The following is a 16330-nucleotide window of genomic DNA, read 5'->3' as shown; positions in this document are numbered from 1 at the left end:
GTTGCCGCAGTTACGCAGCGATCGACAACTTGAGCTTGTTCATCGCGCTCTTCTCGAGCTGACGAATACGCTCGGCCGACACGTTGTACTTCTGCGCCAGGTCGTGCAGCGTGGCTTTTTCTTCTGCCAGCCAGCGCTGATAGAGAATGTCGCGGCTGCGGTCGTCCAGCACTTCAAGCGCTTCGTGCAGGTTGTGGTTGGAGTTGTCGCTCCAGTCGGCATCTTCCAGTTGACGGGCCGGATCGTACCGGTGGTCTTCCAGGTAGTTGGCCGGCGATTGGAAGGCACTGTCGTCGTCCGCTTCCGCGGCCGGGTCGAAGGCCATGTCATGGCCGGTCAGGCGACTTTCCATCTCGCGCACTTCCCGCGGCTCTACGCCGAGGCTTTCCGCCACACGGTGGACTTCCTCGTTGTTCAGCCAGGCCAGACGTTTCTTCTGGCTGCGCAGGTTGAAGAACAGCTTGCGCTGAGCCTTGGTGGTCGCGACTTTGACGATCCGCCAGTTGCGCAGGATGAACTCGTGGATTTCCGCCTTGATCCAGTGCACCGCAAAGGACACCAGGCGCACACCCATTTCCGGGTTGAAACGCTTGACCGCTTTCATCAGGCCGACGTTGCCTTCCTGGATCAGGTCAGCCTGGGCCAGGCCGTAACCGGAATAGCTACGGGCAATGTGTACGACAAAACGCAGGTGGGCGAGCACCATCTGCCGAGCCGCCCCCAAATCCTGCTCATAATAGAGACTCTCGGCCAGTTCACGCTCCTGCTCCGGCGTCAGCAATGGAATGCTGTTCACCGTGTGCACATAGGCCTCCAGGTTCGCACCCGGGACCAGAGCATATGCAGGTTGCAAAGAATTGGTCATACGAAAAAACCTCCGACTTACATAACTCGTGCAGTTCAGCACTGCGAAAATTGACCGGAAACCAAAAAACAAGTTCCCATAAACGCTGAAAGGTCAATACGAGCAAAATGATATTACTTTGGCGCAAGCTCCCGCAGGTGGCGTGCGACTGCAATCCATGCACCGATATACCCCAACAGCACCGCGCCAAGCAAGAGCGACAGACCGTCGGCAACTGGCACTCCGGCCAGCGCAAAATCACTGCCGTACAAACCGGCCAGTCCAACCACCGCGTCGTTCAGCCAGTTCAGGCCGAACGCCAATACGCCCCAGGAAAGAATCCCCGCACCGAAGCCATATAGCGCGCCCATGTACAGAAAGGGCCTGCGCACATAACTGTCCGTGCCGCCGACGAGTTTAATCACTTCTATCTCTGTGCGGCGGTTTTCAATATGAAGACGAATGGTATTGCCTATCACCAAAAGTAATGCAGAAACCAAAAGCACGGTCAGACCGAAGACAAAACGGTCGCCCAGCTTGAGAATGGCCGCCAGACGCTCGACCCAGACTAGATCAAGTTGCGCCTGTTGTACCTTCGGCAACTCGGAAAGTTTTTGTCGTAATGCTTCAAGCGCAGGCTTGTCGACCTCTTTCGGAGTCACCAGGACCACGCCCGGGAGCGGGTTTTCCGGCAGTTCCTTAAGGGCTTCGCCCAGACCGGACTGCTGCTGGAATTCTTCCAGCGCCTGATCGCGACCCACGTATTCGGCATCCGCTACGCCCGGCATGCCTTTGATCTGCTCACGCAACGACTCACCCTCGGCAGGGCTGGCCTCAAGTTGCAGATACAGGGAAATCTGCGCCGCACGCTGCCAGGAGCCACCGAGACGCTCGACGTTATTCAGCAAAAGTGACAGACCCATCGGCAAGCTCAGGGCCACCGCCATCACCATGCAGGTGAAGAAGCTGCCGATCGGGTGCTTGCCCAAGCGACGCAAGCTGTCCAGCAAACTGGCGCGATGACTTTCGATCCAGGCGCGGAACAGCGTGGCGAAATCCGGGCCATCGTCATCGTCGCGTTTTTTCTTCTGCTGTGGTTGCGGGTCGGCGGCCTTCGGGGCCACACGCTCGGAAACCTTGGGGCTACGTGTCGCACTCATACGCCAGCCTCCCCGTCGCCGATCAATCGGCCACGCTGCAGGGTCAGCATGCGATGACGCATGCGGGCAATCAGCGCCAGGTCGTGACTGGCGATCAGCACGCTGGTGCCCAGACGGTTGATGTCTTCGAACACGCCCATGATTTCTGCCGCCAGACGCGGGTCGAGGTTACCGGTCGGTTCATCCGCCAGCAGCAAGGCCGGGCGGTGAACGATGGCGCGAGCGATGCCGACGCGCTGTTGCTGGCCGGTAGACAGGTCGCCAGGGTAGAGATCGGTTTTGTCCGAGAGCGCCACGCGCTCCAGGGCCGAGTCCACGCGCTTGACGACCTCGGCCTTGGACAGGCCAAGGATCTGCAACGGCAACGCGACGTTATTGAACACCGTGCGATCGAACAGCAACTGGTGGTTCTGGAACACCACGCCGATCTGTCGGCGCAGGAACGGAATCTGCGCATTGCTGATGGTGCTCAGGTCTTGCCCGGCCAGCAGCAATTTGCCGGTGGTCGGACGCTCCATGGCCAGCAACAGCCGCAACAAGGTGCTTTTACCGGCGCCGGAATGGCCGGTGACAAACAAGAATTCGCCCCGACGGACTCGAAAGCTCAGCTCATGCAAGCCGACGTGACCGTTCGGGTAGCGTTTACCGACCTGTTCGAAACGAATCATGAACGCTCCCGCTCGGCAAACAATGCCTGGACAAAGGGTTCTGCTTCAAAAGTACGCAAATCGTCGATGCCTTCACCAACGCCGATGTAACGGATCGGCAAGCCAAACTGCTTGGCCAGGGCGAAAATCACCCCACCCTTGGCCGTGCCGTCGAGTTTGGTCAGCGCCAGGCCGGTCAATTCGACGGTCTGGTTGAATTGCTTGGCCTGGTTGATGGCGTTCTGGCCGGTACCGGCGTCGAGCACCAACAGCACCTCATGAGGCGCGTCGGCATCGAGCTTGCCGATCACCCGGCGAACCTTCTTCAACTCTTCCATCAAATTGTCTTTGGTGTGCAGGCGACCGGCGGTGTCGGCGATCAACACATCAATGCCACGGGCCTTGGCGGCCTGCACAGCGTCGAAAATTACCGAAGCCGAGTCGGCGCCGGTGTGCTGGGCGATCACCGGAATCTTGTTGCGCTCGCCCCAGACCTGCAGTTGCTCGACCGCTGCGGCGCGGAAGGTGTCACCGGCGGCGAGCATGACTTTCTTACCTTCCAGTTGCAGCTTCTTCGCCAGCTTGCCGATGGTGGTGGTTTTGCCGGCACCGTTGACGCCGACCACCAGAATCACGAACGGCTTGTTCTGCGAGGTGATTTTCAGCGGCTGCTCGACCGGTTTGAGCATCGCTGCCAATTCGGCTTGCAGGGATTTGTACAGCGCGTCGGCATCGGCCAGCTCCTTGCGGGCGACTTTCTGAGTCAGGCGCTGAATGATCACCGACGTCGCTTCGACGCCGACATCGGCGGTCAGCAGACGGGTTTCGATGTCTTCGAGCAGTTCGTCATCAATGGTTTTCTTGCCGAGGAACAGGCTGGCCATGCCCTCGCCAATGCTGGCACTGGTCTTGGACAGGCCTTGCTTGAGACGGGCGAAGAAACCGGCTTTGGTCTCTTCGGTACGCACAGGCTCGACTGGAGTTTCGAGGGGCGCAACCGGTGTGGCGGCAACAGGAGCGATGACGGGTGCAGGCGCTGGAGCAACCGGAGCAACCGGAGCAACCGGAGCAACAAATGCTGGCACTGCCGGCTCTGGAACCACTGGAGCAGGTTCGGCCACGAACACGGGCGCAACGGCTGCCGGTGCAACGACTGCCGGCTCAACCACTGGCGCCCGAACCGGCTCCGGCGCAAACGCAGTCGGGGCCGGAATCGGTGGCGTGATGTGCGGCGCTTGCTCATCTTCAACCAACGCCACCGGCTCTTCCGCTACCGGCAAAGTCAGCCACGGCGTGGCAACTGGCGTCAGCGGCAATGGGGCCGCGACTTCGGTTTCAGGTACGAGCGCGGCCGCAGGTTGCAGCACCGGCTCGGCAATCGGCGCAGGCTTTTGCTCTATAACCGGTGCCGGGGTTGGCTCAGAAAGTGGCTGTGGCTGTTCGACAACGGGTTCCTGCGGCTTTTTGCGCAGCCATCCGAACAGGCTTTTCTTCTCACCAGCCGCAGCTGGGGTCTTCTTGTCGTCGTTGGAACCAAACATGGAGGACGGCTATCTCACGGTAGCGACGCGCCAAAAGGCGCCTCGGCAAATAAATAATTCGATGCTGAACAGACTGCGATTCATCCAGCTTGTTCACGCGCAACATTTTGTCGAGGAGCCAACGGCGCCTCAAAGGTCGACTAATACGAAGGACTGGAACGGCATCGTCGGCGAAAACGCAGAGTTTAGCTGACAAACTCAAAGCTTCTGCCGGTAACCCATACAACCTGCAAGCCGATCAAAGGCTTGATAGGCGTGGCCGCCAGTAAAACGGATCAGTATCCTAGCACCCTCTCGCCCGCCGACGCTAAGACCAAGCGGGCAGCCCAACAGGTTTAAAAACGAATGAATGCTCTAGCCCGCCGCGCTGCAGGCCTGCTGCTCAGCACAGTTTGTCTGCCCCTCTCGGCCCTGGCTGCCGATCCACAACCGACCCACGAATTCACCCTCGACAACGGCCTGAAGGTTGTCGTGCGCGAAGACCATCGTGCGCCGGTCGTCGTTTCCCAGATCTGGTACAAGGTCGGCTCCAGCTACGAGACCCCGGGCCAGACCGGGTTGTCCCACGCACTGGAACACATGATGTTCAAGGGCAGCGAGAAAGTCGGCCCCGGCGAAGCCTCGCTGATCCTGCGTGACCTCGGCGCCGAGGAGAACGCCTTCACCAGCGACGACTTCACCGCGTATTACCAGGTGCTGGCCCGCGACCGTCTGGGCGTGGCCTTCGAACTGGAAGCCGACCGCATGGCCAACCTGCGCCTGCCGGCCGACGAGTTCACCCGCGAAATCGAGGTGATCAAAGAAGAGCGTCGCCTGCGCACCGACGACAAGCCGATGTCCAAGGCCTACGAACGTTTCATGGCCATGGCCTACCCCGCCAGCGGTTACCACACGCCGACCATCGGCTGGATGGCCGACCTCGACCGCATGAAAGTCGAAGAACTGCGCCATTGGTACCAGTCCTGGTATGTGCCGAACAACGCCACTCTGGTGGTGGTCGGCGATGTGACCCCGGACGAAGTCAAAACCCTGGCCCAGCGTTACTTCGGCCCGATCGCCAAGCGCGACGTGCCACCGGCGAAAATCCCGCTGGAGCTGGCTGAGCCCGGCGAACGCAAGATCACCCTGCATGTGCAGACCCAATTGCCGAGCCTGATGCTGGCCTTCAACGTGCCGAGCATTGCCACCGCCGAAGACAAACGCTCGGTGAACGCCCTGCGCTTGATTTCCGCCCTGCTTGACGGCGGCTACAGCGGCCGCATCCCGACGCAACTGGAACGCGGCGAAGAGCTGGTGTCCGGCGGGTCGTCGAGCTACGACGCCTATACCCGTGGCGACAGCCTGTTCACCTTGTCGGCTTCGCCGAACACCCAGAAAAATAAAACCATGGCCCAGGCCGAAGCCGGCCTGTGGAAACTGCTCGAACAACTGAAAACCACCGCGCCATCCGCTGAAGAACTGGAGCGGGTACGAGCGCAGGTCATTGCCGGCCTGGTTTTTGAGCGTGACTCGATCACCAGCCAGGCCACCGCCATCGGTCAGTTGGAAACCGTCGGCCTGTCCTGGAAACTGATGGACACCGAACTCGCCGACCTGGAAAGCGTGACCCCGCAAGATATCCAGAAGGCCGCCAAGCTGTATTTCACCCGCGAACGTCTCAGCGTCGCCCATGTACTGCCACAGGAGACGACTCATGAGTGAGCGTAAAAAGTCGCGTCTGGCCCTGATCGGCCTGATCGCTGTTGCACTGATCGGGTCTGCCGCCTTCTATCTGTCAAAACCCGACGAGTCCAACGCCAGCGAAGCCCTCGACAAGGCCAAGTCCAGCCAAAAGCTGCAATCGCTGGCCGAACTCGACGGCAAGGCCCCAAGCCATCGCTCGCTGAACGTGCAGACCTGGAATACCGCCGAAGGCGCCAAGGTATTGTTCGTTGAAGCCCGTGAACTGCCGATGTTCGACATGCGCCTGATCTTCGCCGCCGGCAGCAGCCAGGACGGTGATGCACCCGGCCTGGCATTGCTGACCAACGCCATGCTCAACGAAGGTGTGGCCGGCAAAGATGTCGGCGCCATCGCTCAGGGCTTCGAAGGATTGGGCGCCGACTTCAGCAACGGCGCGTACAAGGACATGGCGCTTGCCTCCCTGCGCAGCCTCAGTGCCGTGGACAAGCGCGAGCCTGCCTTGAAGCTGTTCGCTGAAGTCGTCGGCAAGCCGACCTTCCCCGCCGACTCGTTTGCGCGCATCAAGAACCAGATGCTCGCCGGCTTCGAATACCAGAAACAGAACCCCGGCAAACTCGCCAGCCTGGAGCTGATGAACCGTTTGTACGGCGATCATCCGTACGCACACTCCAGCGACGGCACAGCCAAGAGTATTCCCCCGATTACCCTGGCGCAGTTGCGAGCCTTCCATCAGAAAGCCTACGCCGCCGGCAACGTGGTGATTGCGCTGGTAGGCGACCTGTCGCGTGCCGAGGCAGAGGCAGTTGCCGCACAAGTGTCCGCCGACCTGCCCAAAGGCCCGGCCCTGGCGAAAATCGAACAACCGACCGACCCCAAGCCCAGCATCGGCCACATTGAGTTTCCGTCCAAACAGACCAACCTGATGATCGCGCAACTGGGTATCGACCGTGACGATCCGGATTACGCAGCGCTGTCCATGGGCAACCAGATTCTTGGCGGCGGCGGTTTCGGCACCCGGCTGATGAGCGAAGTGCGCGAGAAGCGTGGCTTGTCGTATGGCGTGTATTCGGGTTTCAGCCCGATGCAGGCTCGCGGCCCGTTCATGATCAACCTGCAAACCCGCGCCGAAATGAGCGAAGGCACCCTGAAACTGGTGCAGGATGTGCTCGCCGACTACCTTAAGACCGGCCCCACCGAGAAAGAACTCGACGACGCCAAGCGTGAACTGGCCGGCAGCTTCCCGCTGTCCACCGCCAGCAACGCCGATATCGTCGGTCAGCTCGGCGCCATGGGCTTTTACAACTTGCCGCTGAGCTACCTGGAAGACTTCATGCAACAGTCCCAGAGCCTGACCGTCGAGCAAGTCAAAGCCGCACTGAACAAACACCTGAGCACGGATAAACTGGTCATCGTCAGCGCTGGCCCGACCGTGCCACAAAAGCCGTTGCCGGCCCCTACTGACAAACCTGCCGAGCAGCCGCTCGGGGTTCCGGAGCATTAATGGCCACTCGCCCAAAAAAACCTGTCCATAACGTGCATAACGGTGTGAACCAACTGCGCATCATCGGTGGCGAATGGCGCAGCCGAAAGCTGAGCTTCCCGGATGCTCCGGGCCTGCGCCCGACGCCGGACCGGGTGCGGGAAACCCTGTTCAACTGGCTCGCGCCTTACGTCGCCGGGGCCAAGGTACTCGATCCGTTTGCCGGCAGCGGCGCGCTGTTCCTGGAAGCCTTGTCCCGTGGCGCCGCCATGGGCCAGGCGCTGGACGCCAGCAACATCGCGGTGTCCAGCCTGAAAGAACATCTGGGCACCCTGCGCTGCACCAACGGCCAGGTACAGACTGCCGACGCCTTGCGCTATCTGGAAACCCAACCGGCCACGGCGTTCGACCTGGTATTCCTCGACCCGCCGTTCAATCAGAATCTGTTGCCTGTGGTTTGCACTCTGCTCGAAGAACGTCATTGGCTGGCCGACGATGCGTGGGTCTACACTGAAAGCGAAAGCGCACCGTCGATATTGGGTTTGCCAGAAAATTGGCGCCTGCATCGGGAGCAAAAATCGGGACGTGTGTACTACGCGTTGTGGCAACGTATGGCAGGGATCGCCGGCTAGTCCGGCCTGAGAAAACGGTGCGAAGCTCAGTCAGCTAACGCTGCGGGTACGCGCCGCAGCATCGAGAGCAATCGTGTCCCATCTGCCAGAACGTTTCACCCCTGCCTTCACGCCCGCCTACGGCCTGGGTAATCCGCACTTACAAACCTTGTGGGGACCGCTATGGCGCAAAACCACACATATCGAGCGTGAGCGCGAGCGATTGTGGCTTGAAGATGGCGATTTCCTTGACCTGGACTGGCACGGCCCACACAGCGCGAATGCACCGTTGGTGCTGGTATTGCACGGCCTGACCGGCTCGTCGAATTCGCCTTATGTGGCCGGCATGCAGAAAGCGTTGGGTGCCCAGGGTTGGGCCAGCGTCGCGTTGAACTGGCGAGGCTGCTCCGGCGAGCCCAATCTGTTGCCGCGCAGCTACCATTCCGGGGCCAGTGAAGACTTGGCCGAAACCATCAGGCACCTGCGCACCCAACGCCCCCTCGCGCCGCTGTATGCGGTCGGTTATTCCATGGGCGGTAACGTGTTGCTCAAGCATCTGGGTGAAACCGGCAGCAACAGCGGTGTACTCGGTGCGGTGGCAGTGTCGGTGCCGTTTCGCCTCGATCACTGTGCCGATCGTATCAGCCAGGGTTTTTCCCAGTTCTACCAAGCGCATTTCATGCGAGAGATGGTCGCCTACATCAAGAACAAGCAACGCAGATTCCAGCATGAGGGACATGAGGATGGCCTGGCGGCATTGGAGGCGCTGGGCTCTTTGGAGAACTTGCGTACCTTCTGGGATTTCGACGGCCGGGTCACCGCACCGCTCAATGGTTTCGCCGATGCCGCGGATTACTATCGTCGCGCTTCGAGTCGTTATTTCCTTGGAGAGATTCGCACGCCGACCCTGATTATCCAGGCGGCTGACGATCCGTTTGTGTTTCCGCATAGCCTGCCGCAAGCCGACGAATTGTCCGCCAGCACTCAATTCGAGCTGCAGGCCAAGGGCGGGCATGTCGGTTTCGTCGAGGGTTCGTTCAGGCAACCGGGTTACTACCTGGAACGGCGCATTCCCCAATGGCTGGCCGCCACAGGACGCAAGTAACCAGTGGAAGTCGATCAGGGCGAGTCGATCCACTTCTGGCAAACGGCACCGCTGGCCGGGGTCGAGTTGTTGTCTGCGCGCTACATCGAACACCGTTTCGCCCCGCATGTGCATGACGGCTATGTGATCGGCATGATCATGGCCGGCGCCCAGCGTTATCGCTATCGCGGTGCCGAGCATCTGGCGGGCAGCGGCACGCTGGTGCTGATCAATCCGGACGAACTGCACACCGGCCACAAAGGTACGGAAGACGGTTGGTTGTACCGGGCGTTTTATCCCGACAGCGGGCAAATTCTCTCGCTGCTGGAAGAGCTTGAACTGCCGAGCGACACCTTGCCGGTGTTTGGCGCCACGCTGTACCGCGACCCGGATCTGGTGAGGGGGTTCTGCCAACTGCATCGACTGCTGGAAAGTCCGTCCACGGCCCTGCAGCAGCAAACGGTCTGGCGGGAAATGATGTTGTCGCTGTTGCAACGCCACGCAGCTGTCCCGATCGCCGGCAAACCCGGCAAGGAACACCGCGCGGTGACCTTGGCCAAAGAACGGCTGCAATCGCAATTGGCGGCGCCGCCCTCGCTGGAAGAACTGGCGGCGACGGTGAACCTGTCCCCTTTCCACTTCGCCCGGGTGTTCCGCCGCACCACCGGCATGCCGCCGCACGCCTGGCTGATGCAGCAGCGTATCGCTCGGGCACGGGCGTTGTTACAGGACGGCTGTCTGCCGCTGGAAGTCGCGACGCAACTGGGTTTTGCCGACCAAAGTCATCTGAGTCGGCAATTCAAGCAGGTTTATGGCGTTGGACCGGGAGCGTATCGCAGCGCGCGGCAATTGCCCGACCATAGATGACAACGAAGATCCAAATGTGGGAGCAGGCCCGCTCCCACATCTGCTCTGCGCTTACTCGCCGGTGGCGACGCCTCGTGCAGGGTCGTTGATCCACTCACTCCACGAACCGGCATACAACGCCCCCAATGGATAACCCGCCAGGCACAGGGCGAACAGGTTGTGGCAGGCCGTCACGCCGGAACCGCAATACGCGACCAGCTCCGTCGGCGAACGATCACCGAGCTTCGCGGCAAACCGCTGCTTGAGCTGATCGGCGGGCAGAAAACGTCCGTCGCTGCCCAGGTTTTCGGTGAACGCGGCGCATTGTGCGCCGGGAATGTGCCCGGCAATCGGATCGATCGGTTCCACTTCGCCCTTGAAGCGCGGCAGGGCGCGGGCGTCGAGCAAGGTCAACGCGGGCTGGCCGAGACGTTTCTGGAGCTGTTTGGCGCTGAGCACCAGCGAAGCATCCGGCGTCCCGGTGAAGGTGCCGCGATTGATCGACGGCGGATCAAGACTCAGGGGTAATCCGGCGGCATGCCAGGCTTTCAGCCCGCCATCGAGAATGAACACACCGTCGCGCTTGCCCAGCCAGGCCAGCAACCACCAGGCCCGCGCCGCGTAGGCGCCTGGACCGTCATCGTACAAAACCACTTCGCTGTCGGCATTGATGCCCCAGGCTTGCAGGCGCTCGATCAGCTTTTCGGGTTCAGGCAACGGATGACGCCCGGTAACCCCCTTGACCACCGCCCCGCTCAGATCACGCTCGAGATCGGCAAAACTCGACCCGGCAATATGCCCTTCGGCATAACTGCGCTGACCATAATCCGGGTCTTCGAGGGCAAAACGACAATCCAGAATCACCAGCCCCGGGGTCTCCTTTTTCAGGTCCAACGCTTGCGGGCTGATCAGTTGCGCAATGGGCATAACGGGCTCCTGTGATGTTGTCAGTCTTGAATCCTAATGCACTTCTTCCAGCGCCTGGGCCAGTGGCACGTAAAATTCGTCGAACAGCGCATTTACCGCGTCGCGCGATTGATCGGTGACGAACCCGGCCTCAAGCACCAACACCTGATACACGCCGCGCTTAATAGCCTGTTCGCTCAAGTGGTTGGAGTTTTCCCGCGTGGTGCACAGAAACCGCACCCACGACGTGAGGATGATCCAGGCGTTCAGCGTCAGGGACTCGATCTGAACCTTATCCATGTTCAGGATGCCAGCGGCGACGAACCCTTCGTAAATGGCGGTGCCCTGGATCAGGCAGCGCTGGGAAAAGCGCCGGTAACGGGCGGCCAGCTCGGGATCGCTGTCGAGCAAGTGCTCGAGGTCGCGATGCAAAAAACGGTAACGCCACATGGCGGCGAGCAATTCCTTGAGGTAGAAGCGCTTGTCTTCGACCGTCGCGGCGCGGCCCTGGGGTGGGCGCAGGAAGCTGTCCACCAGGCTTTCGTACTCACTGAACAGCACAGCGATGATCGCCTGCTTGTTGGGGAAGTGGTAGTACAGGTTGCCCGGAGAAATCTCCATGTGGGCAGCAATGTGGTTGGTGCTGATGCTGCGCTCGCCCTGCTGATTGAACAGCTCCAGGCTGTTCTGCACGATGCGCTCGCTGGTTTTGATCCGAGGGGCCATGGCTTGAGCTTTAATTCAGAGTGCGGTGACGGGCATCTTACGACCTATCCGCGGGTGGATAAAACAAAGCTGCGTCAGGATGTCATTTGACTTTTTAGAGTACTGACTCTAAAAATCCCCTCATTACAATAAATCCGGAGCCGACCATGCCTGCTGACATCGCCTACCTGAAGAACTTGCAGCAGCCTCTGGACGAGCTCCAAACCCTGTTCGATGCTCAACGCGCTGCGTATACAGGCAACCCGATGCCGCCGGCAGCTCAGCGCCAACAATGGCTAAAGGCATTGCGGGACCTGTTGAGCAATGAGCGCCAGGCCTTGATCGACGCCATCAGCCAGGATTTCAGCCACCGCAGCGCCGACGAAACCTTGCTCGCCGAATTGATGCCCAGTCTGCATGGTATTCACTACGCCAGCCAACACCTCAAAAGCTGGATGAAGGCCTCGCGGCGTAAAGTCGGCATCGCCTTTCAACCCGCCTCGGCCAAAGTCGTTTATCAACCGCTGGGCGTAGTCGGGGTGATCGTGCCGTGGAACTACCCGTTGTATCTGGCCATCGGGCCACTGGTGGGGGCGCTGTCGGCGGGTAACCGGGTGATGCTCAAACTCAGCGAATCGACCCCCGCCACCGGTTTGCTGCTCAAGGAATTGCTGGGGCGGATATTCCCTCAAGACCTGGTCTGCGTGGTGCTCGGCGAGGCCGACATCGGCGTGGCGTTCTCCCGGTTGCGCTTCGATCACCTGCTGTTCACCGGCGCCACCAGCATCGGCAAACACGTGATGCGCGCAGCCGCCGAGAACCTGACTCCAGTGACCCTCGAACTGGGCGGCAAGTCCCCGGCCATCGTTTCCCGCGATGTGCCGCTCAAGGATGCCGCCGAACGCATCGCTTTCGGCAAGACCCTCAACGCCGGGCAAACCTGTGTCGCCCCGGACTACGTGCTGGTGCCGGAAGACCGCGTCGGCTCCTTCGTCGAAGCCTATCGCCAGGCAATTCGCGGGTTTTATCCGACCCTGTCCGACAATCCGGACTACACCGCCATCATCAATGACCGACAACTGGCGCGGCTCAACGGTTACCTCAGCGACGCTACCAGCAAGGGCGCGCTGCTGATTCCGCTGTTCGATCAGGGCCAGGGCCGGCGCATGGGTCATAGCCTGCTGCTCAACGTCAGCGACGACATGACGGTGATGCAGGACGAAATTTTCGGCCCGCTGTTGCCGATCGTCCCCTACAAGGATCTCGATGAAGCATTTGCCTACATCAACCAACGGCCTCGTCCGCTGGCGCTGTATTACTTCGGCTACGACAAGCGCGAGCAAAACCGCGTTCTCCACGAAACCCATTCCGGCGGCGTATGCCTCAATGACACCTTGCTGCACGTTGCCCAGGACGACATGCCGTTCGGCGGCATCGGCGCCTCGGGCATGGGCCACTACCACGGCCATGAGGGTTTCCTGACCTTCAGCAAGGCCAAGGGCGTGCTGATCAAACAGCGCTTCAACGCGGCGAAGCTGATCTATCCGCCGTACGGCAAATCCATTCAGAAACTGATCCAGAAGCTGTTTATCCGCTAACGATCAACACCGCCGGGTAATAACAATAATGAGCCCAAGCCTGTCCGACACACCCGCGCTGTCACGGCGCGGCCTGCTTAAATTCAGCCTGGGCGCCAGCGCCTTTCTGGCCACAGCCGGATTCGGCGCGAGCCTCAGCGGCTGCTCGTCGAGCACGGCGGCCAGCGGTTTCGCGACTCTGCGCAGCGGTGACCTGTTGTTTCTGCGGGCACTGATCCCGGTGATGCTCGACGGAGCCTTGGCCGTCGAGAAAATGCCGGCCGCCGTCGAAGGCACCCTCAAAAGCCTGGATTACAGCCTCGATCACCTGTCGCCGGAAATGCTCAAGCTGACCCGACAATTGTTCGATGCGCTGGGGATGAGCATCACCCGCGGCCCACTGACCGGGATCTGGGGCAGCTGGGAAAACGCCAGCAGCGAAGCCATCCGACATTTTCTCGACCGTTGGGAAAACAGCTCGTTGAGCCTGCTGCGCATGGGCCATAGCTCGTTGCTGCAAATGGTGATGATGGCGTGGTACAGCCGGGCGGAGTCTTGGGCGCATTGTGGGTATCCGGGGCCGCCTACGGTCTGAAACCGTGGCGTCCCTTTCGCGGGCAAGCCGCCTCACCATCGCACCCAAAACATAACAACAAGAGAACCCGAACATGCCCGTACCCGATCCGTTTCGCGAAGGCCTGGCCCGTGGCTGGAAAACCTATAACGGTTCGCAATTGCCCCAGGACCTGACCCTCGAAGCGGATGTGGCGATCATCGGCAGCGGTGCCGGCGGCGGAACCACCGCCGAAATCCTCAGCGCCGCAGGCTACAAGGTCTTGCTCATCGAAGAAGGCCCACTCAAGACCAGCAGCGACTTCAAGATGCTCGAAGATCAGGCCTACACCAGCCTCTATCAGGAAGGCATCGGGCGCATGAGCAAGGACGGTGCGATCACCATCCTCCAGGGCCGGGCGGTGGGCGGTACCACGCTGATCAACTGGACTTCGAGCTTTCGCACCCCGGATCAGACGCTCGAACACTGGGCCAAAGAACATGACGTCGTAGGCCACACACCGGCCGAGATGGCGCCCTGGTTCGAGAAAATGGAACAACGCCTGGGCGTCGCCCCGTGGCTAGTGCCGCCCAACGCCAACAACGACGTCATCCGCAAAGGCTGCGAAAAACTCGGCTACGCCTGGCATGTGATCCCGCGCAACGTGCGCGGCTGCTGGAACATCGGCTACTGCGGCATGGGTTGCCCGACCAACGCCAAACAATCGATGCTGGTCACGACCATCCCGGCGACCCTGGAAAAAGGTGGCGAGCTGCTCTATCTAGCCCGCGCTGAAAAGTTGTCGATCAAGGACGCCAGGGTCACGGGTCTGCACTGTGTGGCGATGGATGAGCGTTGCGTTGCCCCTACCGGACGCACAATCACGGTCAAGGCACGGCATTACGTGCTGGCCGGCGGCGGGATCAACAGCCCGGCGCTGCTATTGCGTTCAGAGGCGCCGGATCCCCATGAGCGACTGGGAAAACGGACGTTCCTGCATTTGGTCAACATGTCCGCCGGGCTGTTCGACGAGGTGATCAACCCGTTCTACGGCGCGCCGCAGTCGATTTATTCCGACCATTTCCAGTGGCAGGACGGCATCACCGGCAAGATGTCCTACAAATTGGAGGTCCCACCGCTGCACCCGGCGCTGGCCACCACCCTGCTCGGTGGCTTCGGCACGGAAAACGCCCGGCACATGGAAAACCTTCCGCATACCCACGCCATGCTGGCATTGCTGCGAGACGGCTTTCACCCGGACAGCCCCGGCGGCAATGTCGAATTGCGCAGTGACGGCACGCCGGTGCTCGACTATCAGGTTTCATCGTATGCCTGGGACGGGTTGCGTCGGGCGTTCCATAGCATGGCCGAGATCCAGTTCGCCGGTGGCGCCAACGCCGTGATGCCGATGCATGCCGACGCCCGTTACGTCAGAACCCTCACCGAAGCGCGTGCCTTGATCGATGGATTGAGCCTTGAGCTGTATCGCACGCGCCTGGGCAGTGCTCATGTAATGGGCGGTTGTGCCATGGGTGAAGACCCGAAAAACGCCGTGACCGATAGCCTCGGCCGACATCACCAACTGCACAATCTATCGATTCACGACGGCTCGCTATTCCCCACCAGCATTGGTGCAAACCCACAATTGTCGGTCTACGGACTGACGGCACAACTGGCGAATTCACTGGCCCAGCGTTTGAAAAACCCATGAAAACGAGGAATATTCCCATCGTCTATAGTGCTTTCTTACCCAACAGGCGACTTGGCCGACCGGGAAGGCTGCGATACCATCCGACTCCCCAACGGACTCCCGCCAGGACGACGCGATGAACCGAGTGTTGTACCCAGGTACCTTCGACCCTATTACCAAGGGCCATGGCGATCTGGTCGAACGCGCCTCGCGCCTGTTCGATCACGTGATCATCGCCGTCGCCGCCAGCCCGAAGAAAAACCCGCTGTTTCCCTTGGAACAACGTGTGGAGCTGGCCCGCGAGGTCACCAAACATTTGCCGAACGTTGAAGTCGTCGGCTTCTCGACGCTGCTCGCGCATTTCGCCAAAGAGCAGAACGCCAATGTGTTCCTGCGTGGTTTGCGCGCGGTGTCGGACTTCGAATATGAATTCCAGCTGGCCAATATGAACCGCCAACTGGCACCGGATGTGGAAAGCCTGTTTCTTACCCCGTCCGAGCGTTATTCGTTCATTTCCTCGACACTGGTCCGTGAAATCGCGGCCCTGGGCGGCGATATCACCAAGTTCGTCCACCCGGTGGTGGCCGATGCCCTCACCGAACGCTTCAAAAAGTAGGCGCTGCCGAAGGCTGCGATCTGCTGCACTTGATCGCGCCCGCGTGCACTGCGGGCGCCAATGCGGCACAATTGTGCGCATTGGTTTATTGCGCCAGGGCCTGCCGCCCCGGCTGGAGTTAGCATGTCCCTGATCATCACCGACGATTGCATCAACTGCGACGTCTGCGAACCCGAGTGCCCGAACGCCGCCATTTCCCAGGGCGAAGAGATCTACGTGATCGACCCGAACCTGTGCACGCAATGTGTCGGCCACTACGACGAACCGCAGTGCCAGCAGGTCTGCCCTGTGGATTGCATTCCACTGGACGAGGCCCATCCGGAAACTGAAGAACAGTTGATGGAGAAGTACCGGAAGATTACCGGTAAGGCTTGAAAGCCTGGAAAG

General features: G+C 60.5%; 16 protein-coding genes. 10 read left to right on the top strand and 6 right to left on the bottom strand.

Annotated features, from left to right (window positions below; all coding sequences use genetic code 11):
• Positions 1-10: 10 nt before the first annotated feature.
• The 4 genes from rpoH to ftsY form a co-directional block, all read right to left on the bottom strand.
• A complete protein-coding gene (gene rpoH / locus AC07V0_RS12190) occupies positions 11-865 on the bottom strand; it encodes an RNA polymerase sigma factor RpoH (RefSeq protein WP_007897890.1) in 855 nt (284 codons plus the stop codon).
• Between the two features lie 113 nt (positions 866-978).
• Positions 979-2004 carry a permease-like cell division protein FtsX gene (gene ftsX, locus AC07V0_RS12185; protein WP_018928695.1) on the bottom strand — a complete coding sequence of 342 codons (1026 nt, stop codon included), beginning with the start codon at positions 2002-2004 and terminating at the stop codon, positions 979-981.
• Positions 2001-2672, bottom strand: a complete 672-nt coding sequence (gene ftsE, locus AC07V0_RS12180) for a cell division ATP-binding protein FtsE (RefSeq protein ID WP_018928694.1) — start codon at positions 2670-2672, stop codon at positions 2001-2003. The genes ftsX and ftsE overlap by 4 nt, the downstream gene beginning before the upstream one ends.
• On the bottom strand, positions 2669-4192 hold the full coding sequence (gene ftsY / locus AC07V0_RS12175) for a signal recognition particle-docking protein FtsY (RefSeq protein WP_192350802.1): 1524 nt from the start codon (positions 4190-4192) through the stop codon (positions 2669-2671). Before ftsY ends, ftsE begins: the two co-directional genes overlap by 4 nt.
• A gap of 345 nt (positions 4193-4537) precedes the next feature.
• Here ftsY and AC07V0_RS12170 point away from each other — a divergent pair, with 345 nt between their 5' ends.
• From AC07V0_RS12170 to AC07V0_RS12150, 5 genes are all read left to right on the top strand, one after another.
• On the top strand, positions 4538-5893 hold the full coding sequence (locus AC07V0_RS12170; RefSeq protein ID WP_018928691.1) for a M16 family metallopeptidase: 1356 nt from the start codon (positions 4538-4540) through the stop codon (positions 5891-5893).
• On the top strand, positions 5886-7376 hold the full coding sequence (locus AC07V0_RS12165; RefSeq protein WP_018928690.1) for a M16 family metallopeptidase: 1491 nt from the start codon (positions 5886-5888) through the stop codon (positions 7374-7376). Before AC07V0_RS12170 ends, AC07V0_RS12165 begins: the two co-directional genes overlap by 8 nt.
• A complete protein-coding gene (rsmD, locus tag AC07V0_RS12160; RefSeq protein ID WP_018928689.1) occupies positions 7376-7987 on the top strand; it encodes a 16S rRNA (guanine(966)-N(2))-methyltransferase RsmD in 612 nt (203 codons plus the stop codon). The genes AC07V0_RS12165 and rsmD overlap by 1 nt, the downstream gene beginning before the upstream one ends.
• A 73-nt stretch (positions 7988-8060) precedes the next feature.
• Positions 8061-9071 carry a hydrolase gene (locus AC07V0_RS12155; protein WP_018928688.1) on the top strand — a complete coding sequence of 337 codons (1011 nt, stop codon included), beginning with the start codon at positions 8061-8063 and terminating at the stop codon, positions 9069-9071.
• 3 nt (positions 9072-9074) lie between these two features.
• Positions 9075-9917 carry an AraC family transcriptional regulator gene (locus tag AC07V0_RS12150; RefSeq protein ID WP_018928687.1) on the top strand — a complete coding sequence of 281 codons (843 nt, stop codon included), beginning with the start codon at positions 9075-9077 and terminating at the stop codon, positions 9915-9917.
• Between the two features lie 51 nt (positions 9918-9968).
• Here AC07V0_RS12150 and AC07V0_RS12145 read toward each other — a convergent pair whose 3' ends face one another.
• Together AC07V0_RS12145 and AC07V0_RS12140 are read right to left on the bottom strand one after the other, a co-directional pair.
• Complete coding sequence (locus AC07V0_RS12145; protein WP_086944402.1) at positions 9969-10823, bottom strand: sulfurtransferase; 855 nt, start codon at positions 10821-10823, stop codon at positions 9969-9971.
• Between the two features lie 33 nt (positions 10824-10856).
• Positions 10857-11528, bottom strand: coding sequence for a TetR/AcrR family transcriptional regulator (locus AC07V0_RS12140; RefSeq protein WP_018928685.1), 672 nt, complete (start codon positions 11526-11528; stop codon positions 10857-10859).
• Between the two features lie 146 nt (positions 11529-11674).
• On the opposite strand from AC07V0_RS12140, the gene AC07V0_RS12135 reads away from it, so the two are divergent.
• From AC07V0_RS12135 to AC07V0_RS12115, 5 genes are all read left to right on the top strand, one after another.
• Complete coding sequence (locus AC07V0_RS12135) at positions 11675-13105, top strand: coniferyl aldehyde dehydrogenase (protein WP_086944401.1); 1431 nt, start codon at positions 11675-11677, stop codon at positions 13103-13105.
• 28 nt (positions 13106-13133) lie between these two features.
• On the top strand, positions 13134-13679 hold the full coding sequence (locus tag AC07V0_RS12130; protein ID WP_086944400.1) for a twin-arginine translocation pathway signal protein: 546 nt from the start codon (positions 13134-13136) through the stop codon (positions 13677-13679).
• Between the two features lie 73 nt (positions 13680-13752).
• Positions 13753-15348 (top strand): GMC family oxidoreductase, encoded by a 1596-nt coding sequence (locus tag AC07V0_RS12125; protein ID WP_086944399.1) that lies wholly within the window; start codon positions 13753-13755, stop codon positions 15346-15348.
• 115 nt (positions 15349-15463) lie between these two features.
• Entirely contained in the window at positions 15464-15943 is a 480-nt protein-coding gene (gene coaD, locus AC07V0_RS12120) for a pantetheine-phosphate adenylyltransferase (RefSeq protein WP_007939322.1), read from the top strand.
• 123 nt (positions 15944-16066) lie between these two features.
• A complete protein-coding gene (locus AC07V0_RS12115; RefSeq protein WP_003195146.1) occupies positions 16067-16318 on the top strand; it encodes a YfhL family 4Fe-4S dicluster ferredoxin in 252 nt (83 codons plus the stop codon).
• The last annotated feature ends 12 nt before the right edge of the window (positions 16319-16330 follow it).

Source organism: Pseudomonas sp. GW821-FHT01E10 (assembly GCF_059422365.1).
This window is presented reverse-complemented; position numbering and strand designations above follow the sequence as displayed.